The 20,340-nt window shown below is 72.2% G+C and carries 20 protein-coding genes; 12 read left to right on the forward strand and 8 right to left on the reverse strand.

The features are described from left to right. The first annotated feature begins 205 nt into the window (after positions 1-205). The gene (locus ACFXPL_RS16490; protein ID WP_384918973.1) at positions 206-670 is read left to right on the forward strand and encodes a hypothetical protein; all 465 of its coding nucleotides are present in this window, start codon (positions 206-208) and stop codon (positions 668-670) included. A gap of 22 nt (positions 671-692) precedes the next feature. On the opposite strand, the gene ACFXPL_RS16495 is transcribed toward ACFXPL_RS16490, so the two are convergent. The 4 genes from ACFXPL_RS16495 to ACFXPL_RS16510 form a co-directional block, all read right to left on the reverse strand. Further along, positions 693-1,307, reverse strand: coding sequence for a Maf family protein (locus tag ACFXPL_RS16495; protein ID WP_384918975.1), 615 nt, complete (start codon positions 1,305-1,307; stop codon positions 693-695). A gap of 94 nt (positions 1,308-1,401) precedes the next feature. Next, a complete protein-coding gene (mmpB, locus tag ACFXPL_RS16500) occupies positions 1,402-1,530 on the reverse strand; it encodes a morphogenic membrane protein MmpB (protein WP_384918978.1) in 129 nt (42 codons plus the stop codon). A gap of 80 nt (positions 1,531-1,610) precedes the next feature. Then, on the reverse strand, positions 1,611-1,817 hold the full coding sequence (locus ACFXPL_RS16505; RefSeq protein ID WP_384918981.1) for an acyl-CoA carboxylase epsilon subunit: 207 nt from the start codon (positions 1,815-1,817) through the stop codon (positions 1,611-1,613). 30 nt (positions 1,818-1,847) lie between these two features. After that, a complete protein-coding gene (locus ACFXPL_RS16510; RefSeq protein ID WP_384918984.1) occupies positions 1,848-3,461 on the reverse strand; it encodes an acyl-CoA carboxylase subunit beta in 1,614 nt (537 codons plus the stop codon). Between the two features lie 130 nt (positions 3,462-3,591). On the opposite strand from ACFXPL_RS16510, the gene ACFXPL_RS16515 reads away from it, so the two are divergent. The 5 genes from ACFXPL_RS16515 to hutH all read left to right on the forward strand — a co-directional run bounded on the left by ACFXPL_RS16515 (position 3,592) and on the right by hutH (position 9,738). Continuing rightward, complete coding sequence (locus tag ACFXPL_RS16515; protein WP_384918987.1) at positions 3,592-4,476, forward strand: biotin--[acetyl-CoA-carboxylase] ligase; 885 nt, start codon at positions 3,592-3,594, stop codon at positions 4,474-4,476. Between the two features lie 334 nt (positions 4,477-4,810). Further along, the gene (locus ACFXPL_RS16520; RefSeq protein ID WP_384918989.1) at positions 4,811-5,959 is read left to right on the forward strand and encodes an adenylate/guanylate cyclase domain-containing protein; all 1,149 of its coding nucleotides are present in this window, start codon (positions 4,811-4,813) and stop codon (positions 5,957-5,959) included. 42 nt (positions 5,960-6,001) lie between these two features. Continuing rightward, positions 6,002-6,811 (forward strand): enoyl-CoA hydratase/isomerase family protein, encoded by an 810-nt coding sequence (locus tag ACFXPL_RS16525; protein WP_384918992.1) that lies wholly within the window; start codon positions 6,002-6,004, stop codon positions 6,809-6,811. A 101-nt stretch (positions 6,812-6,912) separates the two neighbouring features. Beyond that, positions 6,913-8,079, forward strand: coding sequence for a diguanylate cyclase domain-containing protein (locus ACFXPL_RS16530; RefSeq protein ID WP_384918995.1), 1,167 nt, complete (start codon positions 6,913-6,915; stop codon positions 8,077-8,079). Between the two features lie 111 nt (positions 8,080-8,190). Beyond that, positions 8,191-9,738 (forward strand): histidine ammonia-lyase, encoded by a 1,548-nt coding sequence (hutH, locus tag ACFXPL_RS16535; protein ID WP_384918998.1) that lies wholly within the window; start codon positions 8,191-8,193, stop codon positions 9,736-9,738. Between the two features lie 54 nt (positions 9,739-9,792). Here the strand turns inward: hutH and ACFXPL_RS16540 are convergent, their stop codons facing one another. After that, positions 9,793-10,206, reverse strand: coding sequence for a cell wall protein (locus ACFXPL_RS16540; protein WP_384919001.1), 414 nt, complete (start codon positions 10,204-10,206; stop codon positions 9,793-9,795). A 155-nt stretch (positions 10,207-10,361) separates the two neighbouring features. On the opposite strand from ACFXPL_RS16540, the gene ACFXPL_RS16545 reads away from it, so the two are divergent. The 5 genes from ACFXPL_RS16545 to ACFXPL_RS16565 all read left to right on the forward strand — a co-directional run bounded on the left by ACFXPL_RS16545 (position 10,362) and on the right by ACFXPL_RS16565 (position 16,071). Next, positions 10,362-10,778: a hypothetical protein gene (locus tag ACFXPL_RS16545; protein WP_384919004.1), complete on the forward strand. Its 417-nt coding sequence runs from the start codon at positions 10,362-10,364 to the stop codon at positions 10,776-10,778. A gap of 178 nt (positions 10,779-10,956) precedes the next feature. Continuing rightward, positions 10,957-12,228 (forward strand): Ig-like domain-containing protein, encoded by a 1,272-nt coding sequence (locus tag ACFXPL_RS16550; RefSeq protein WP_384919171.1) that lies wholly within the window; start codon positions 10,957-10,959, stop codon positions 12,226-12,228. 247 nt (positions 12,229-12,475) lie between these two features. Then, complete coding sequence (locus ACFXPL_RS16555; protein WP_384919007.1) at positions 12,476-13,999, forward strand: ABC transporter permease; 1,524 nt, start codon at positions 12,476-12,478, stop codon at positions 13,997-13,999. Between the two features lie 94 nt (positions 14,000-14,093). After that, on the forward strand, positions 14,094-14,777 hold the full coding sequence (locus ACFXPL_RS16560) for an ABC transporter ATP-binding protein (protein WP_384919010.1): 684 nt from the start codon (positions 14,094-14,096) through the stop codon (positions 14,775-14,777). 301 nt (positions 14,778-15,078) lie between these two features. Beyond that, a complete protein-coding gene (locus tag ACFXPL_RS16565) occupies positions 15,079-16,071 on the forward strand; it encodes a GNAT family N-acetyltransferase (RefSeq protein ID WP_384919013.1) in 993 nt (330 codons plus the stop codon). A gap of 79 nt (positions 16,072-16,150) precedes the next feature. On the opposite strand, the gene ACFXPL_RS16570 is transcribed toward ACFXPL_RS16565, so the two are convergent. Beyond that, positions 16,151-17,794, reverse strand: a complete 1,644-nt coding sequence (locus ACFXPL_RS16570) for a hypothetical protein (RefSeq protein WP_384919174.1) — start codon at positions 17,792-17,794, stop codon at positions 16,151-16,153. Positions 17,795-18,031: 237 nt separating this feature from the next. Next, positions 18,032-18,670, reverse strand: coding sequence for a TetR/AcrR family transcriptional regulator (locus tag ACFXPL_RS16575; RefSeq protein WP_384919016.1), 639 nt, complete (start codon positions 18,668-18,670; stop codon positions 18,032-18,034). A 99-nt stretch (positions 18,671-18,769) separates the two neighbouring features. On the opposite strand from ACFXPL_RS16575, the gene ACFXPL_RS16580 reads away from it, so the two are divergent. Continuing rightward, the gene (locus tag ACFXPL_RS16580; RefSeq protein ID WP_384919019.1) at positions 18,770-19,264 is read left to right on the forward strand and encodes a cupin domain-containing protein; all 495 of its coding nucleotides are present in this window, start codon (positions 18,770-18,772) and stop codon (positions 19,262-19,264) included. A 45-nt stretch (positions 19,265-19,309) separates the two neighbouring features. Here the strand turns inward: ACFXPL_RS16580 and ACFXPL_RS16585 are convergent, their stop codons facing one another. Beyond that, on the reverse strand, positions 19,310-20,146 hold the full coding sequence (locus ACFXPL_RS16585; RefSeq protein ID WP_384919022.1) for an alpha/beta fold hydrolase: 837 nt from the start codon (positions 20,144-20,146) through the stop codon (positions 19,310-19,312). Positions 20,147-20,340: the final 194 nt, after the last annotated feature.

Consider the following 20,340-nt stretch of genomic DNA (forward strand, 5'->3'; position numbering starts at 1 on the left):
CGATCCTCCGTCGCACAGTAGCGCTCGGATGTGGTCCAGCTCTCTGTCGGACTGACCCTCCGCCGATCGCGATTCTTTGTGGAGTCTCTACGAATGGCGGCAAGATTCTTTGCCTTGGCCCGGGCCCTTGTCCCCGGGTTCACCGGTGCGTACCGTGCGCGATGGCGAACGTACTGCTGGTAACAGGTGAAAACAGGGGAAGAGGGTGGGGGCCGTGGCCCGGGGACCGGTGGCCTGGCTGGCCGCGATCGTGCTGGTGCTGGAGGCGGTCGGCATCGTCTTCGTCAACGGCATCCTGGCCACGGTCGTCGACCACCAGCGGATGTCCCTGGCCGGCCTGGACACCGACGCGATGTTCGCCGGGACGTGGGCGATGGGCGGTGTCTTCGGGCTCTACCTCGTGGGGTGCGCGGCGATCCTGGCGCGTACGGCGCTACGGAACCGGGCCCCCGGCCGCCTCGGGCGGATCGTGCTGATCACCTGCGCCGTGGTGCACGCCGTACTGGGCGCGCTGACGGTCGGTCTGGTGGGCTGGACGGCCTTCGCGGTGATGATGACGATCGTGGGGCTGGTGGTGCTGGTGCTGGTGGCGTACGAGGCCGGGCCCCGGCCCGCGGAGCAGGCACCGGACGAGGAGAAGCGCGCCACGCAGGGCCCGGCGCCCGCCTGACGCCGGGAGGGGCGGGAGCTTCTCAGGCCCAGAGGTCGGTGATCGTCACGCCGTGCGCCAGGAGCAGCGTGCGCAGCAGCGGCAGCGACAGGCCGACGACATTGCCGTGGCTGCCCTCGATCGAGTCGACGAAGGGGGCCGAGAGACCGTCGAGCGTGAACGCCCCCGCGACGTGCAGCGGTTCGCCGGAGGCGACGTACGCGGCGATCTCGGCGTCGCTCGGGGTGCCGAAGTGGACCGTGGTCGACGCGGTCTCGCCGGCCCGGCGGCCGGTCGCGGTGTCGATCACGCAGTGGCCGGTCCGCAGGATCCCCGTACGGCCGCGCATCGCCTTCCAGCGGAGGGTGGCCTCGGCGGCGTCGGCGGGCTTGCCGAGCGCCTCGCCGTCGAGTTCGAGCACGGAGTCGCAGCCGACGACCAGCGCCCCGGCGGTCTCGGGGAGCGCCGCCACGGTGGTGGCCTTGGCCTCGGCGAGGACGAGCGCCAGTTCGGCGGGGGTCGGCGCGGAGAGCGCGTCCTCGTCGACGCCGCTGACGACCACCTCGGGCGCGAGTCCGGCCTGCTTCAGCAGTCCGAGCCGGGCGGGGGAGGCGGAGGCGAGGACGAGGCGGCGTCGCTGAGCGTTCATGCCGGTCATGGTACGGAGCGGGCGGCGGCCCGCGTCGGCGGGTGCGCCGACGGGTGGCGACGGATGCCGACGGGCTGTACGGAAGGGCCCGCCCCGGGGCCGGTCAGTGCAGGCCGAGTACGAGCATCGCCAGCACCATCGCCAGGGCGAGCAGGATCCCCGCCCGGCGCATCATGCACTGTGCGTCGCGCAGCTCCTTGGGCGGCCTGTTCTCGGGATCGGACCACAACATGTCTCGATACTCCGGCGGACGGGCGCCCGGCGCCTGAGTACGTGTACTCAAGCACCGGACGCATCTGCCGGGCGGGTGCCTCAGCCCGGCCAGTACGTCCTGGCCCACGCGCGCGGCCCGGGGCGCGGCATCCTGCCCCGGGCGATGCGGTCGGGGGCGGACCACGCGGCCCTGGGTTCGGCCGCGCCGGGCGGGGCGCTCTCCACCGCGGCGGCGCGGGCCTGGACCACCGCCAGCGCGGCGGCCAGCTCCTCGCGGGTCGGGTTGCCCCGTACGACTTTGATCACCGTCAGTTCCCTTCCGTCGGGGAGGCGGGACTACAGGGGGATGTTGCCGTGCTTCTTCGGCGGCAGGCTCGCGCGCTTCGTACGGAGCTGACGCAGCCCCTTCACGATGTGGGCCCGGGTCTCCGACGGCATGATCACCGCGTCCACGTAGCCGCGCTCGGCCGCCACGTACGGGTTGAGCAGGGCGTCCTCGTACTCCTGGATCAGCTCGGCGCGCCGTGTGTCCTGCGCCTCTTCGTCGCCGGCGGCGGCGATCGTCCGGCGGTGCAGGATGTTCACCGCGCCCTGCGCGCCCATCACGGCGATCTGCGCCGTCGGCCAGGCGACGTTGAGGTCGGCGCCCAGGTGCTTGGAGCCCATCACGTCGTACGCGCCGCCGAACGCCTTGCGGGTGATCACCGTGATCAGCGGGACGGTGGCCTCGGCGTACGCGTAGATCAGCTTGGCGCCGCGCCGGATGATGCCGCCGTACTCCTGGTCGACGCCGGGCAGGAAGCCGGGGACGTCCACGAACGTCAGCACCGGCACGTTGAACGCGTCGCACGTCCGCACGAACCGCGCCGCCTTCTCCGAGGCGTTGATGTCCAGACACCCCGCGAACTGCATCGGCTGGTTGGCGACGATGCCGACCGGGAAGCCCTCGACCCGGCCGAAGCCCGTGATGATGTTCGGCGCGAAGAGCGCCTGCGTCTCCAGGAACTCGCCTTCGTCCAGTACCCGTTCGATCGCGGTGTGCATGTCGTACGGCTGGTTCGCGGAGTCCGGGATCAGCGTGTCCAGCTCGCGGTCCTCGTCCGTCGTCTCCAGCTCGGCCTCCTCGGGGAAGGCGGGCGGCTCGGAGAGGTTGTTCGACGGCAGGTACGAGAGCAGGGACTTGACGTACTCGACGGCGTCCTTCTCGTCGCCCGCCATGTGGTGCGCGACGCCGGAGGTCGTGTTGTGCGTACGGGCGCCGCCCAGCTCCTCGAAGCCGACGTCCTCGCCCGTCACCGTCTTGATGACGTCGGGCCCGGTGATGAACATGTGCGACGTCTGATCGACCATCACCGTGAAGTCGGTGATCGCCGGGGAGTAGACCGCGCCTCCCGCGCACGGGCCGACGATCAGACTGATCTGCGGCACGACGCCCGAGGCGTGCACATTGCGGCGGAAGATCTCCGCGAACAGGCCGAGCGCGACCACGCCCTCCTGGATACGGGCGCCACCGCCGTCGTTGATGCCGATGATCGGGCAGCCGGTCTTCATCGCGAAGTCCATGACCTTCACGATCTTCTCGCCGTACACCTCGCCGAGCGAGCCGCCGAAGATGGTGAAGTCCTGCGAGTAGACGCAGACGGGGCGGCCGTCGACCGTGCCGTAGCCGGTGACGACACCGTCCCCGTACGGGCGGTTCGTCTCGATGCCGAAGTTGGTCGAGCGGTGCCGGGCGAACTCGTCCAGCTCGACGAAGGACCCCTCGTCCAGGAGGAGACCGATCCGTTCCCGGGCGGTCAACTTCCCCTTCGCGTGCTGTTTCTCCACGGCGCGCGCGGAGCCGGCGTGCGTGGCTTCGTCGATACGGCGCCGGAGGTCCGCGAGCTTGCCCGCGGTGGTGTGAGCGCTGGTTCGGGCGGTGGTTCCCTGGGCTGTTTCCGGCTCGGACATCGGGATGCGGCTCCCTGCGGGTCACGGGTGTGATGCGGCGTGCGCCAACGCGCGGTTGCTACTGATCCGTAGCGTATCGGCGTGGATACCGTTCGGCAGTGCGGCGTTTGCCACACCTAGGGTGGCTTGCATGACGGAGCCCCATAACCATCCGGGTAACCCCCCGGACCGGCCCCACCCCGGCCGCTGGACCGACCTCGAACGCCCGCCGCTCGGCCTGCGCGCGCTGCGCCGCGGCCTGATCCTGCCCGGCGGGCTGTGGACCTCGCTCGACGTGGTCGAGGCGACCGGATCCACCAACACCGATCTGGCGGCACGGGCGGCGGGCGGCGCGGCGGAGGGCGCGGTGCTGGTCGCCGAGGAGCAGACGGCGGGACGCGGACGGCTCGACCGGCGCTGGTCGGCGCCCGCACGCTCCGGGATCTTCTTCTCCGTCCTCCTCAGGCCGGGCCCCGGGGTTCCCGTCGAGCGGCTCGGCTGGCTGCCGCTGCTGACCGGGGTCGCCGTCGCGACCGGGCTGGCCAGGGCGGCGGGCGTGGACACCGCCCTCAAGTGGCCGAACGACCTGCTGGTGACCGTGGACGGCGAGGAGCGCAAGGCGGGCGGCATCCTCGCGGAGCGCGCCGGTGCCGACGCGGTCGTGGTGGGCGTCGGCCTCAACGTCTCGCTGCGCGCCGACGAACTGCCCGTACCGACGGCCGGGTCGCTGGCGCTGGCGAACGCCGTCTCCCTGGACCGCGACACGCTGCTGCGCGCCGTACTGCGCTCCCTGGAGCGCTGGTACGGACAGTGGCGCGAGGCCGGCGGCGACCCGGCCGCCTCCCGGCTCCAGGAGGCGTACACGGCCGGCTGCGCGACGCTGGGACGGCGGGTCAGGGCGGAGCTGCCCGGCGGCCGTGAGCTGGTGGGCGAGGCGGTGGCGGTGGACGGCGACGGCCGGCTGGTCGTCGCGACGGACGACGGCGGGCTCCACCCGGTGTCCGCGGGCGACATCGTCCACGTACGGGGGGCATAGGACGCCCGTGTATGCACGGAGGCGTACGCGCGGAGGTGTACGCACGTCTGTGGGTATGCACGGGGCACGCGTACGGAGGTACGGCACGGGAGGCACGGAACGCGCGGCACAGGACGGGGGCACGGCGGGGCGGTCGCGGCCCCGCGCCCGCCCCGCCGCGGCACGGGGGCGGTCACCGGCGCTACGGCGTGCCCCGTACGCGCCCGGCCTTACCTCAGGACGGACCGCCCCATACCCACCCATGGACGTGAGCCAGCGCACATCTGCCGTATCGTTGAGGCGGTCCACGACAGATCGGCAGGGCAGTGCGCAGGGAACGGGCAGGAGGCGGCTGGTGACCGTCGATGATTCGGCTTCCGGCGCCGACACACCGCCGCCGGACCCCTCGGGTCACCCGACCCCGCACCATGTCGTCGATCACACGGCCGAGCCGACCGACGATCCCCTCGCGATCCGTCTCGAACAGCTCATCCTCGGCGCGGAGCGCCGCTACACACCCTTCCAGGCGGCCCGCACGGCCGGGGTCTCGATGGACCTCGCCTCCCGCTTCTGGCGCGCCATGGGCTTCGCCGACATCGGCCAGGCCAAGGCGCTCACCGAGGCGGACGTACTCGCGCTGCGGCGGCTCTCGGGGCTGGTCGAGGCCGGGCTGCTGAGCGAGCCGATGGCCATCCAGGTCGCCCGGTCGACGGGGCAGACCACCGCCCGGTTGGCCGAGTGGCAGATCGACTCCTTCCTGGAGGGGCTGACGGAGCCGCCCGAGCCGGGGATGACCCGTACCGAGGTCACGTACCCCCTGATCGAGCTGCTGCTGCCGGAGCTGGAGGAGTTCCTCGTCTACGTGTGGCGGCGCCAGCTCGCGGCGGCGACCGGGCGCGTGGTGCAGGCCGCGGACGACGACGAGATGGTCGACCGGCGGCTCGCCGTGGGCTTCGCGGACCTCGTCGGGTTCACGCGGCTGACCCGGCGGCTGGAGGAGGAGGAGCTGGGCGAGCTGGTCGAGGCGTTCGAGACGACCTCCGCCGACCTCGTCGCCGCGCACGGCGGCCGGCTGATCAAGACCCTCGGCGACGAGGTGCTGTACGCGGCGGACGACGCCGGTACGGCCGCGGAGATCGCCCTGCGGCTGATAGAGACCATGACGCACGACGAGACGATGCCCGCGCTGCGGGTCGGCATCGCGTTCGGCACGGTCACCACACGGATGGGCGACGTCTTCGGCACGACGGTGAACCTCGCGAGCCGGCTGACGTCGATAGCGCCGAAGGACACCGTCCTGGTGGACGGCGCGTTCGCGGAGGAGCTGATCCGTACGGGAGACGCCCCGGCCTCGGAGACCGAGGCGGCGGAGGCGGCGGCCCAGGCCGAGAAGGAGGGCGCGGTGCCGCCCGCGTACCGCTTCGGCCTCCAGCCGATGTGGCAGCGCCCGGTGCGCGGCCTCGGCGTCGTGGAGCCCTGGCACCTCGGGCGGCGCGCGACTTAGGATCACCCCTGGTGAACCGTCGTTGACCGGGAGGGTGCTGTGATGGCCGAGGGTGAGCAGAGGTTCGGGGAGTTCGTCGCCGTACGGCGGCACGGCGAGGGCGGGTACGTCGCGGAGCTGGTGCTCGACCGGCCGAAGGCCATGAACGCCGTCTCCGTCGGGCTGGCCCGCTCGCTGGCCGCCGCGTGTGCCGAGCTGGCGGCCGATCAGGACGTCCGGGCCACCGTGCTGACCTCCACGCATCCGCGCGCCTTCTGTGTCGGCGCGGACCTCAAGGAGCGGAACGCGCTGAGCGACGCCGACCTGCTGCGTACGCGGCCCACCGCGCGCGCCGCGTACACCGGCGTGCTGGAGCTGCCGATGCCGACGGTCGCCGCCGTGCACGGCTTCGCGCTGGGCGGCGGGTTCGAGCTGGCGCTCGCCTGCGACCTGATCGTCGCCGACCCGTCCGCGGTCGTCGGGCTGCCCGAGGTGTCGGTCGGGGTGATCCCCGGCGGCGGCGGTACGCAGCTCCTGCCCCGCCGGGTCGGTGCCGCCCGCGCCGCGGAGCTGATCTTCACGGCGCGGCGGGTGGCGGCGGCGGAGGCGGCGGGGTTGGGCCTGGTGGATCTGCTGGTGGACGAGGGCGCCGACCGGGACGAGGCGCTGGCGCTGGCGGACCGTATCGCCGCGAACTCGCCCGTCGGCGTACGGGCCGCGAAGCGCGCCCTGCGGCTCGGGCACGGGCTCGACCTGCGGGCCGGCCTGGAGGTCGAGGACGCCGCCTGGCGGTCGGTCGCCTTCTCCGGCGACCGGGCGGAGGGGGTCGCCGCGTTCAACGAGAAGCGGAAGCCGGAGTGGCCCGGCGCCTGACGGCGGTACGCGGGGGCGGCGGTCGGCGCGGTGCCGGGCGCGCTGTGACGAGGCGCCGCTCCAGGTGATCAAACCATCCCGAACCACCCTAAGGTGGGGTGATGGGAGTGGATGGGCGACTGCGCGCCATGGTGGCACTGTCCCAGGCGATGGCCGCGGCCCCGACGCCGCGGGAGTCCTGGCGGGCGGCGGCCCAGGGCGCGTGCACGGCGCTCGCGGGGAGTTTCGCGGCGCTGTCCGTGTGGGAGCGGGACCTCGGCCGGCTCAAGGTGCTCGTGAACGCGGGGGACCGGGCCGAGGGGGAGGAGGAGTACCCCGAGGGCGAGTCGTACCCCGTGCACCAGTTTCCCGAGATCGCCGAGTTCCTGCACGAGCGCTGGGCGGGCGGCGGCGGACCCAACGCCTGGGTCGAGACGGCGGCAGGGCCCGCGGGGGCCCCGGCGGACGGCGCCCGCGCCTTCGGGCCGCCCGGCTACTGCCACCAGCGCGTCGCGGCGCTGCGCCGGCGCGGCCGGGGGTGCTGCGTCGTCGCGCCGATCGTGCTGCACGGCAGGGCGTGGGGCGAGCTGTACGTGGCGAGACCGCTGGACGCGCCGCTGTTCGACGCGGACGACGCGGACTTCGCGACCGTCATCGCCTCCGTGGTGGCGGCGGGGCTGGCCCAGACGGAACGGCTCGAAGAGGTGCGCCGCCTCGCTTTCACGGACCCGCTGACGGGGCTGGCGAACCGCCGCGCGGTCGACGCGCGGCTCGACGAGGCGATCGGCTCGTACCGGGCGGACGGGGCCGTCGTCAGCCTCGTCGTCTGCGATCTCAACGGTCTGAAACAGGTCAACGACACGCTCGGCCACGCGATCGGCGACCGGCTGCTGGAACGGTTCGCCTCGCTCCTCTCCGTCTGTGGCGCACAGCTCCCCGGCGCGCTGTCGGCGCGGCTGGGCGGCGACGAGTTCTGCCTGCTGGCGGTGGGCCCGACCGCGGACGAGGTGATCGCGGTCGCCGCCGAACTGTGCGCGCGGGCGGGCGAACTGGACCTGGGGGAGGGGGTCGCGTGCGGGATCGCCTCCACGGGTGACCCGATCGGAGAGGTGCCCTCGGGGCGCCGGCTCTTCCGCCTGGCGGACGCGGCCCAGTACCGGGCGAAGGCGGTACGGGCGGCGGGCCCGGTGGTGGCGGGCCGCGACGGCACGGTGATCCGCCTGGCCGACACCCCGGCACCCCCGCTCCGCGACCGCCGCCGCTTCCGGGACGCGCCGCCGGCGTTGTAGCAGTAGCAGTAGCAGTAGCAGCCGCAGCCGCAGCCGCCGCCGTGGATGGCGGTGGTGGCGGGGACGGTTCGGAGGGTGACACTCTGAGATTCAGTCCGTACGCTCCTGAATATGGATATGCATACTGTCGTGGTGGGGACGTCAGGGACGACCGCCGAGGACGTCATCGCCGTGGCCCGCGGCCACGCCCGCGTCGAGCTTTCCGCCGAGGCCCTGGCCGCACTCGCCGCCGCACGGGGCATCGTGGACGCGCTGGCCGCCAAGCCCGAGCCCGTGTACGGGGTCTCCACCGGGTTCGGGGCGCTCGCCACCCGGCATATCGGGCCCGAGCTGAGGGGGCGGCTCCAGCGCAACATCGTGCGGTCGCACGCCGCCGGGATGGGGCCGCGCGTTGAGCGGGACGTCGTACGCGCCCTGATGTTCCTCCGGCTCAAGACCGTCGCCTCCGGGCACACCGGCGTACGCCCCGAGGTCGCGCAGACCATGGCCGACCTGCTCAACGCGGGGATCACCCCCGTCGTCCACGAGTACGGCTCCCTCGGCTGCTCCGGCGACCTCGCGCCGCTCTCGCACTGCGCGCTCGCGCTGATGGGCGAGGGCGACGCGGAGGGCCCCGACGGCACCGTGAGGACCGCCGGGGAACTGCTCGCCGCGCACGGCATCGCCCCCGTCGAACTGCGCGAGAAGGAGGGCCTGGCGCTGCTCAACGGTACGGACGGCATGCTCGGCATGCTCGTCATGGCCCTCGCCGACCTGCACCGCCTCTACACCAGCGCCGACATCACCGCCGCGCTCAGCCTGGAAGCCCTGCTGGGTACGGACAAGGTGCTCGCCCCCGAACTGCACGCCATCCGGCCCCACCCCGGCCAGGGCGCCAGCGCCGACAACATGCTGCGGGTGCTCGCCGGCTCCGGACTGACCGGGCACTTCCAGGAGGACGCGGCCCCGCGCGTCCAGGACGCGTACTCCGTGCGCTGCGCCCCGCAGGTCGCCGGGGCGGGCCGGGACACGCTCGCGTACGCCAGGCTCGTCGCCGACCGGGAGCTGGCCTCGGCCGTGGACAACCCGGTGGTGCTGCCGGACGGGCGCGTGGAGTCCAACGGAAACTTCCACGGCGCGCCCGTCGCGTACGTGCTGGACTTCCTCGCGATCGTCGCCGCCGACCTCGGTTCGATCGCGGAGCGCCGCACCGACCGGCTCCTCGACAAGAACCGCTCCCACGGGCTGCCGGCCTTCCTCGCCGACGACCCCGGGGTCGACTCGGGGCTGATGATCGCCCAGTACACCCAGGCCGCGCTGGTCAGCGAGATGAAGCGGCTCGCGGTGCCCGCGTCGGTCGACTCGATCCCGTCCTCCGCGATGCAGGAGGACCATGTCTCGATGGGCTGGTCGGCCGCGCGCAAGCTCCGTACCGCCGTCGACAACCTGAACCGGATCATCGCCGTCGAGCTGTACGCGGCGACCCGCGCCATCGAGCTGCGCGCGGGCCTGACGCCCGCGCCCGCCTCACGTGCGGTGATCGACGCGCTGCGGGAGACCGGGGTGGCGGGGCCGGGGCCGGACCGCTTCCTCTCGCCGGATCTGGCCGGGGCGGACGCCTTCGTACGGGAGGGGCTGCTGATCGCGGCGGTGGAGCCGGTGACCGGGCCGCTCGCCTGAGAGACCCCGGGAGGCGCCCGCGAGGCCGGCCGGCGGCCGGAACGTGCGGGCGGCTCAGAACGCGCGGACGCTTCTGCGGACCGAGTACGCGACGAACCCCACGCCGATCCCCAGGGACAGGCTCCCGCCGATCACGTACGGCGTCGTGTCCACGCCGCCCGTGTCCGCGAGTCTGGGCGCGTCCGCCGCTGCCGGGGCGTCCGCGGCCGGGGACGGCGGCGTGGACAGTGGCGTGGACGCGGCCTGCGTGGCCGGGACCACGGAGCTGTCGGTGCTGTCCGTGACCTCGGAGACCTCGGACCCGCCGACCGGTCCGTCGGCGGAGAGGCTCTGGGCGGAGGGCGCCGACCGCTGCACCGGGGCGGCACCCCGGTCGCCGGTGGCGTTCGCGGACGGAACGAACCAGAGAGCGCAGAGCAGGGTCGCGGCTGCGGTAGCCGTCAGCAGCGGTCGCCGTGCGACGGACACGTGATCGATCCCCCTTGTGGCAACGCCGAATTGGGTGAGTGGGGGAGATGCTAGCCAACTTCTCGACCGCCTTCGCACGGAGCCCGTTCTGTCGCCACCAGGTTCGCCGGTGCCGTACGGCCGGTATCGGGCTCCGGAGCCGTACGCTCCGTCGTATGACCACTTCAGAAACATCACGGTATGTGCGGGTAACGGTCGAATTGGTGCTGGAGGTCGAAGACCCCGAGCGCCTGGGCACCGCCGCCCTCGCCCGGATCGACGGCGACACCTCGGTACCCGACGACGAGCGGGAGCAGGCCAAGGCGGTGGTGCGCGGGGACGAGGCGGAGGCCCTGGCGTACCTCGTGGAGCCCCACGACCTGATCAAGGACGTCCCGGGGATCGGTCTCGCCCAGGCGTCGTGGACCAGCGAACTGATCGACTACGACCCGGACGCCGTGGAGTGGGATCTCTACGAGGTCGACGAGGACGGCGAGGACGGTGACGATCCGGACGACGAGGTGTCCGGGGAGGTCGGAGGCGTGATCGGAGGTGTGGTCGGCGGCGGAGGAGTCACCGCTGGTCGGCGCTAGCGCGCGAGCGTGCCACCCTGGTAAGCCTCGGCCCGTAGCAGTCGGCGGGCCGGGGCCGGCCTGTTTCCCGGTCGTGACCGGTGTGCGTGAGTGGTGTTCACCACACTGCCGGCTGATGCGGAACCGGACGAACCGATACACCCGTTCTTAAGGGTTATCGGCAGGGTAAGCGGCGATGATGGAGAAGCGTGTGATGACGGACAGCAAGCGGCGTCAGGCCCTCATGGCCGCGTCCGCGGTGCTCGGCGGCGTACTGGTGCTCTCGGCGTGCAGCGGTGACGGCGGGTCCAAGAGTGGCTCCGGGAGCTCGGAGAGCTCCTCTTCACAGGCTCAGGCGGACGAAGCGGCGGCCAAAGAGACCTCCGAGGCCCAGATAGTCATCGCGCCGAAGAACGGCGCGACGAACGTCGGTATCAACAACGACGCGAAGGTCACCGTCAGTAAGGGTGATCTCACGGACGTCAAGATGACGACCGCGGACGGCACCGCCGTCAAGGGCACGATGGCCGCCGATGCCAAGAGCTGGAAGCCGGACGGGCAGCTCGACCGCTCCACCCCGTACAAGATCGCCGCGACGGCGAAGGACACGAAGGGCCGCCAGGCCCACGAGAACACCTCCTTCACCACCGTCTCGCCCACCAACAGCTTCATCGGGAACTTCACCCCCGAGGACGGCTCCACCGTCGGTGTCGGCATGCCGGTCTCGATCAACTTCGACAAGTCGATCAGCGACAAGAAGGCCGTCCGGGACGCCATCACGGTCACGTCCAGCAGCGGCCAGGAGGTCGTCGGCCACTGGTTCAGCCAGACGCGCCTCGACTTCCGCCCCGAGCAGTACTGGAAGGGCGGCTCGACGGTCACCCTCAAGCTCGCCCTGGACGGCGTCGAGGGCGCCCCGGGCGTCACCGGCGTCCAGCAGAAGACGATCACCTTCAAGATCGGCCGTAACCAGGTCAGCACGGTCGACGCCAAGACGAAGACGATGACCATCACCCGTGACGGCAGCACGGTCAAGACCATCCCGATCTCGGCCGGCTCCCCCGACAACACGACGTACAACGGTCAGATGGTGATCTCCGAGAAGTTCAAGGAGACCCGGATGAACGGTGCGACGGTCGGCTTCACGGACGACGACGGCAAGGGCGAGTACGACATCAAGGATGTCCCGCACGCCATGCGGCTGTCCACCTCGGGCACCTTCATCCACGGCAACTACTGGGGCGCCCGCTCGATCTTCGGCAGCAGCAACACCAGCCACGGCTGTGTCGGTCTCGCGGACGTGAAGGGCGCGGGCGACGCCAACCAGCCCGCCGCGTGGTTCTACGACAACTCGCTCATCGGTGACGTGGTCGTCGTCAAGAACTCGAACGACCAGACCATCAAGCCGGACAACGGCCTCAACGGCTGGAACATGAACTGGTCGGAGTGGCAGGCCGGTTCGGAGGCCTGATGCCGTAGGCGCCCGGCCGTCCCGCCGAGCGCCCTGCCGCCTCACCCGCCTCGACTGCTTCACCCGCCTCATTCGCTTCATCGGCTTCATCCGCTTGATTTGCTTCATCCGGCGAGTTCGCCTCGCCTCTCCCGCTCGATCCGCGTACGGCGGCGGCACCCTCCCGGTGCCGCCGCCGTACGCGTTCTCATCCCGCTCTCACCCTCGCCTTATCCGGCCATCACAACAGGCCTCTAGCTTCACGCCCATGTTCTTCACCTACCTCAGGCGCGAGTTGCGCCGTCGCAGAAAGGCGGCGCTCGTCGTCGCCTCGGGGCTCGCCCTGGGCATCGCACTGGTGATCGTCGTCAACTCGGTCACCGCCGGCATGAGCCAGGCCCAGGACAAGGTCCTGCAGTCGCTGTACGGCCTCGGTACGGACATGACGGTCACCAAGGCCGCCACCCCGCCCGGGGAGGGGGACACCAGCCGCCGCCGCTTCGAGTTCGACGCGAGCGACAGCTCCGACCCGGACGCCGACGCCGAGCAGAGCAGCGACCGGGTGATGGTCCAGGGCTTCCAGACCCTGGCCTCCTCGACCGTGACCAAGGTCGGTGAACAGAGCGGCGTCGCCGAGGCCGTCGGCGGGCTCAGCCTCAACGTCCTCAAGGTGAACGGCGAGTTCAAGCGCGGCGAGTTCACCCCGCAGGAGGGCGGCTCCGCGTCCGGCCCCGGCGGCGGACAGGGCGGCGGCAACGGCGGGGGCACGGGCGGCGCAGGCGGCTCCAGCGGCTCCGGCGGCTCCGGCGGTGAAGTCCGGGGCGGTGGCGCGGCGTTCGACGTCAACTCGTACTCCGTCTACGGTACGGACGTCACCTCGCCCGCGCTCGGCCCGCTCACCTCCTCCAAGATCACCGAGGGCCGTACGTTCAAGAGCACCGAGACGGACGCCGCGGTCGCCGTCGTCGACAGCGCCTACGCCAGGGAGAAGAGCCTCGCGGTCGGCAAGACCGTCACCATCTCCGGTACGAAGTTCAGCGTCGTCGGCATCGCGACGGCCGACAGCGGCGACTCCGCCGCCAACCTCTACATCCCGCTGAAGAAGGCCCAGACCCTGGCCGACTCCAAGGACAAGGTCACCACGGTCTACGTCAAGGCCGCCGACTCGCAGCAGATCGACAGCGTCAAGTCCGCCATCCAGAAGAACATCTCGGGTACGACCGTCACCACCTCCGCCGACCTCGCCGACACGGTCTCCGGCTCCCTCTCCACCGCCTCCGGCCTCGCCACCACCGTCGGCAAGTGGCTCTCCATCGCCGTCCTGATCGCCGCCTTCCTGGTGGCCGGGCTGCTCACCTCGTCGGCCGTCAGCCGCCGGGTACGGGAGTTCGGCACGCTGAAGGCGCTCGGCTGGAAGAGCGGCCGGGTCACCCGTCAGGTCGTCGGTGAGGCGCTGGTCAACGGGTTGCTGGGCGGGGTGCTGGGCATCGCCCTGGGCCTCGGCGGCGCCTACCTGGTCACCGCCGTCAGCCCGACCCTCACCGCACAGCTCGGCTCCACGGGTGGCGGTGGCGGGGGCGGCGGCTTCGGCGGCGGAATGACGGGCGGCGGCGGACCGGGCCGGCAGACCGCGTCCAAGGCGCTCGACATCGCGCTGACGGCGCCCGTCTCCGTCTCCACCATCGGCGTGGCCGTGGCGCTCGCCGTCGCGGGCGGCCTGATCGCGGGCGGCTTCGGCGGCTGGCGCGCCTCGCGGCTGCGGCCGGCGGACGCGCTGCGCCGGGTCGAGTGAGGGCGCCGGGGGTCCGTACACCCGCCCGAACCGCGGTCAGAGCCGCGGTCAGAACCGCATTCCGTACAGCAGTCCGTACAGCAGGAGTTGAACCGTGTACCAGCTCAGAGGCGTCACCAAGCGCTACGCGCGCGGCAAGCAGACCGTCGACGCGCTCGCCGGCGTCGATCTGACCATCGAGGACGGCGGCCGGCTCGTCATCCAGGGACCCACCGGCGGCGGCAAGTCCACCCTCCTCCAGATGCTCGGCGGCCTCGACCGGCCGACCGGGGGAAGCGTGGAATTCGACGGGGTGGATCTGGCCGGACTGTCCGAATCCCGGCTCACCAAGGTACGGGCGGAGTCCATCGGCTTCGTCTTCCAGAGCTTCAACCTGATCCCCACGCTCACCGCCCAGGAGAACGTCGAGACGGCCCTCGTGCCCCTCGGCGTCAAGGGCGCGGCCCGGCGCGAACAGGCGGCGCGGGCGCTGGAGTCCGTCGGGCTCGGAGAACGCCTGGGGCATGTGCCGAGTGAACTCTCCGGAGGTCAGCAGCAGCGCGTCGCCATCGCCCGCGCGCTCGTGAAGCGGCCGAAGGTGCTGCTCGCCGACGAACCCACCGGGAACCTGGACGAGTCGATGCGCGACGAGATCATGGAGCTGCTGGAAGGGCTCTGGAAGGAGCACGGCCTGACCTTCGTCATGGTCACGCACGACAGCTCGATCGCCCGTCGTGCCCCACGACTCGCCACGATTCGCAAGGGCCGGGTCACGATCACCGAGAACGCGGCCGCCTGACGCGACGCTTTCCGCCGCATCTCCGGCGACGCCTTCCGAAGAGACGCTTCCTGAAGTAAAACCGTGTGAGAGAACAGCGGTTGGTGCGCGCGGCCATGCCGTTGGAACGGGCGACTATGCCGTGCGTCCATGCCTCGGGTTCGTGCCGTACAGCAGTGCCGACAGTGCCGTAAGGGGCGCTTGTGACTCCGGAGAGTCCGTGTGGCTCCCGGGGCGCAAGCGCCCACCTCGACTCGCCCGTCCGCCCGGATGTCCTCGTAACCCGGGGGCGTCGCCCCTCTCGCACGCGTAGGTTCGGTCCATGCTGATCACTCTGGGAAGTCCGCCCTCGGATGCCGAGACTGAATCCTGGTACGGAGTCGTCGCCGCGGCGCACGCCCGTGATCTGCCCGCCTCGACACCCGAGCGCAGCCGGGTCGAGACCGTGGGAAAGCTGCGCGTGCCGCCGGTGGGCGCGCGGACCGTCCATCTCGCGTCGGTGGACCCCGGCGGCGCGTACGAGGGAGTCGCCTCCCTGGTCCTGTTCACCGAGGAGAACAACCGCCATACGGCCTTCCTCGACACCCTGATGGTCCGCCCCGACGCCCGCCGGCACGGCGTCGGGGCCACCCTCTGGGCGGCGATACGCGCCGAACTCGTCGCGGACGGCAGGACATCCGTCTCCACCGTCCTCGAACTCGGCGGCGCGGGCGAGGCGTTCGTCGACAGCCTCGGCTTCACCAACGTCCTGCCGCTCGGCCGGTACGTGCAGCGGGTCCGCCAGGTCCTGGAGGGCATACCGCTCCCGGACCGCCCCGCCCTCCCCGACGGGCTGCGCTTCACCGACTGGCGGGGCGTCGTCCCCGACCGCTTGGCGGCGGCGTTCGCCCGCGCCCACGAGCCGCTGGGCGACGTCCAGCGGGGCCAGCTCGACGAACGGACCCCCTGCTGGGACCTCGGCCGGATCCGGGCGTCGGCCCGGCTGGTCGAGGAGCGTGGCGGGACCCTGTTCACCTCGGCGGTCCTCGACACGACGGACGGCGACGCGGTCGTCGCGTACACCGAAGTCGTCCTGGCCGCGCCCGCGGACATCCGCGCGGTCCAGTACGACACCCTTGTCGTCCCGCCCCACCGGGGCCGTGGGCTGGGCCGCGCCGTCAAACGCCACCACCTGGAACGGCTCCACGAACTCCGGCCCGGCGTAAGGGAGATCAGCACGACGGTCGCCGACGACAACCGGCCGATGCTGGCCGTGAACGAAGCGCTCGGTTACCGGCGCGAGCGGCCCGCCGGGATCTTCCAGACCAAGCTGTAGGACTCCACCGAGCCGGAGGCCCCCACCGAGCCGCCGTTCAGGACGTTCCCGCGACCGAATCCGCGACCGTTCCCGGGCGTCAGCCGTTCTCCGGGCAGCCGGCCGCCCCCGCCCACGGCAGCCGGTACGCCGAGTCCAGCCGGTACTCGCCCGCCGCCGGGACCGTCAGGCGTGTCCAGTCACCCGCGCGCGTGACGCAGGCGCCGGGCGCCCGGAGCCACGGCGAGTAGGCGATCCGTACCGTCACCGAGCCCGCCGCCTCCATCCGTACGACCATGGACGCGGCGTCGCTCCGTACGACGGTGGCCGGGGCCGGGACCAGGGGGACGGCGTCCCGTACGCGGTAGACCGTCCAGTTGTCGTCCCGCCAGACCGGCGTCAGCCAGTCCGGGGCGTGGGCGACCAGCGCGGCCTCGGCGGTGGCCGGGCCGTCGGGCCGGCCGTGCGGCAGCGCCACCAGGCCGACCGCCCAGCGGTCCAGCCAGGCCCGGTACGCGGCCGGGTCGAGGGTGCGGGCGCCGCGGGGGCCGTCGTAGAAGAGACGCCCGCGCTCGACATCGAGCTGACGGTTCCAGCCGCGCGCCATGTTGAGGTGCGGGGCGAGGACATCGGCCTCCCGGTGGTTACGGGCGGGGACGACCTCGACGCGGGTGCGGTCGGCGCCGAGCCGGTCCAGCGCGCCGATCACGCCCTTGGTGTGTGTCGCCCAGGCGGGCACGGTGGTGGAGACCACGAGGTCGTCGTCCGTCTTGCCGAGCAGCCAGTAGGTGTTGACGCAGACGGTCACCAGGAGGACGAGCGGAAGGACGGCGGACGCCCTGAGGCGTGCGGGGATACGGAGCGGGACAGGCCCGCGCGTCAGCAGCGCCGCCAGCAGTACGGGCGGGCCGGCCAGCCCCACCAGGCGCTCCACGTTCGTGCCGATCGGCGACGCGACCGAGAAGGTCAGGACGACCCCGGCCGCGTACACGAACGCCCCGTACCGCACCAGGCGCCAGCTCCGCGGCGCCGCAAGGCAGAGCGCCGCGCAGGCCACCAGCGGCATCCACAGTTTGCCGGGGCTCATCGGCTGTTCACCCTGGAAGGGGAAGAGCAGCGTGGTCGTCGCGACGATCAGGAACGGCGGGACGACCAGCGCGGCCCCCCTCACCCACCGCCGGTCGAGCAGATACGCCGCGCCCGCCACGACGAGGAAGAGCCCGGCGACCGGGCTGGCCAGGGTGGCGAGCACGCCGAACAGCCAGACGGACACCAGACGGCCCCTACGGAGCCCGCCCGTACGGAGCCCGCCCGTACGGAGCCCGCCCGTACGGAGAGGGAGCGTGCCGAGTACGGCGAGCAGCCCGAGGGCGACCCCCAGGGCGAACGTCGTCCGCCCGGAGGCGACATTGCACCAGAGGGCGAAGGCGCCGAGCAGCGCCGGCCAGACGGCCCGCGGCACCCCTGTACGGAGGAACAGCAGGGCCAGCACCCAGGTACCGGCGAGCCCCGCCAGCACGGAGACCGTTCGGACGCCTAGGAGCGCCATCAGGGGAGGGGCCAGCACGCTGTAGTTGGCGGTGTGCGTGCCGCCGTACCAGGAGAGGTTGTACGCGGAGCCCGGATGCCGGGCCATGAACCCGGCCCAGGCGAACTGCGCCGCCAGATCGCCCCCGCCGGTCGCCAGGACGGCGACCCACACGGCGTACAGCGGCACGACGGCCCCGGTCGCGATCAACGGCACCCGCCACCACGGCGGTCGCCGTATGCCGGTGGCGTCGTCCGGCTCCTGCCCCTCGTCCGGGACACGCGCCTCGTCCGGCTCCCGTACCCCCTCCGGGGCGCGCGCCCCGGTCTGTTCCTCCCCGGTCCGCCCCGCCACCGGTGTACCTCCGCTCATCCGCACGCGGTCAGCCTAGAGCGTGTCCGGCACGGAACACCGCCCGCCCGAGGGCACCGGTATACACCGGTACCGGCCCGGTCAGGACCCGGGGCCGCCGCGGCTCTCCCCTGTCTCCCGCAGTGCGGCCCGGGTGAGGGTCGTCGCGGTGTGCACGATGCTGGTGATGGCGTCCTCGGGTGCCAGTCCGTGCAGGTCGGTCAGGCCGAAGAGGGCCTCGGCGCTGACGACGACCGAGAGATCACGCTTGAGCTGGTCCAGCGTGGCGGGGTCGTCCGTGACGGGCTCGGCCGGGGGTGCCAGCGCGTGGTCTATCAGCCCGAAGCGCAGCCCGGGACGGGCGGCGGCCTCGGCGGGCCGGGTCACCGTGGCCGCGATCATGGCGCGGACCACGCCCTGCCGGGCCAGGACGTGGCGCAGCAGGAACTCGGTCGCGGTGGCCACGCGCTCCACCGGGTCGGCGGAGTCGGCGACCGGCTCCAGCGCCTCGGCGGCGCTGGGCAGTTGCCCGACGATGGCTTCGCGCAACAGGCTGACCAGGTCGGGGAAGTAGCGGTAGGCGGTGGCCTCGGAGACCAGGGCCGCCTTGGCGACCTCGGGCATGGTCACCTCGCGGCCGGTACGGCTGAGTTCGGCCGCTGCCTGCACGATCGCGGTGCGGGTGCGCAGCTTCTGGTTCGCACGGCCCGGCGTGCGGCCCTCCGCGCTCTGCGGTGCCATCGGTCCACCTCTCGTCGTCCGCGTGGTATCGGAGGGCTGGCTCGGACGAAGCAAGCGCCCTACCCTCGTGAGAGCATGCTCTCACAAAGGAGTCGACCCATGAATGACGTCTCGATCGTCGGTCCGGACGCCGGCGAGGTGATCGAGCTGGGTCCCGCCCGGGTGCGCATCCTGGAGGACGGCAGTACGACCGCGCACCGTCTCGGCATCGGGGAGATCACCCTCGCCCCGCACAGCGCGGGTCCCCCGCAGCACCGTCACGCCGAGCATGACGAGGGCTTCTACGTCGTGTCCGGCACCGCCACGTTCACCGTCGGACACACCGCGCACGACGCCCCGAGCGGCACGCTGGTGATGGTGCCGCCCGGTGTGCCGCACACCTTCGCCAACCTGGGTGACCAGCCGCTGGTCATGGTCAACACTTTCACTCCCGATCTGTATGTCCGGTACTTCCGGGATCTGCGGGACACGCTCGCGGAGGTCACGGAGAGCACGGAGGGGGCGGAGGGTGTGAAGGGCCGGGAGGCGACCGAACGCACCACCGTTGAGGTGATGGGCCGTTACGCCACCACCCCGGCCACCGACTTCGGCTGAGCGCGGGGAACCTTTGAGTGCCGGAGCCCTTCCGCACGGGGCGCGTCAGTCGGTCGTGCCGGGCTTGACGACGGTGTCGACGAAGTCGCCGATGGCGCCGAGCGTGCGTCCGAGCTGCTCGATGTGAGGGAAGTGGCCGGCTTCGGGGACGGGGACGAAGCGGCTGTTGGGGAAGGCGTCGGCGTAACCGCGGCCGTAGGTGGGGGAGGCGATGCCGTCCTCCTCGCCCCAGACGACGAGCACGGGGAGTGTGACGCGGTGGAGTCGGCCGCGGAGCTTGGCGTCGTGGGAGAAGCCGGCACCGCCGTAGACGGCCAGGGTCTTCTGGTTGGCCGCGGCGGCGGCGCGCTGCTCGTCGCTGAAGGTGGAGAAGTCGGGGCGGAAGGCATCCGTTGCGAACGAGAGCTTGGCGACCTCCGCGGGGGCCATGGTGCGGGGGTCGACGACCTGATTGGCCTTCATGTGCGCGTGGATGCCGACGGCGTTGAGGAGGGTCAGGGCGCCTATGCGGCCCTTGGTGTCGCGCAGCGCCATCTCGGCGGCGATCCAGCCGCCGACGGAGTTGCCTATCACCATGACGCCGGTCAGGTCCAGGGTGTCCAGCAGGTCCAGGTAGGCCACGGCCAGGTCGGCGACGGAGTCGCACCAGTCGGGGCGGGGAGTGCCGTCGAAGCCGGGGTGGGTGGGGGAGATGGCGTGGACGTGGTCCGACAGTGCGGTGGCCAGTCCGGTCATGGTGCGGGGGCCTGCGCCGCCGTGCAGGAGCAGGACGCAGGTGCCGTCCGCTTCGGCGCCGTACTCGTCGATGGTGACGGACAGGCCGTGGGCCAGGTCGACCGTGCGGGTGGTGTGGGTGGTGTGGGTGGTGGTCTGAGCAGTCATGGTGGCGACGCCTTTCGCGAGAGCTGACTCTCATGAGAATAGGCGACTCGCACTATTCGTGCAAGTCCACTCTCGCCATGCGTGTGGTCGGTCGCCGTGCAGCCCGTACGGCCCGTGCAGCCGGTGCGGCCCGTGCGCACGGCCCCAGGTGGCCCGTGCGGCCCGTGGCGCCGGGAAACGCGAAGACCCCCGGT

The organism is Streptomyces sp. NPDC059092, assembly GCF_042756365.1.
Classification (GTDB): domain Bacteria; phylum Actinomycetota; class Actinomycetes; order Streptomycetales; family Streptomycetaceae; genus Streptomyces.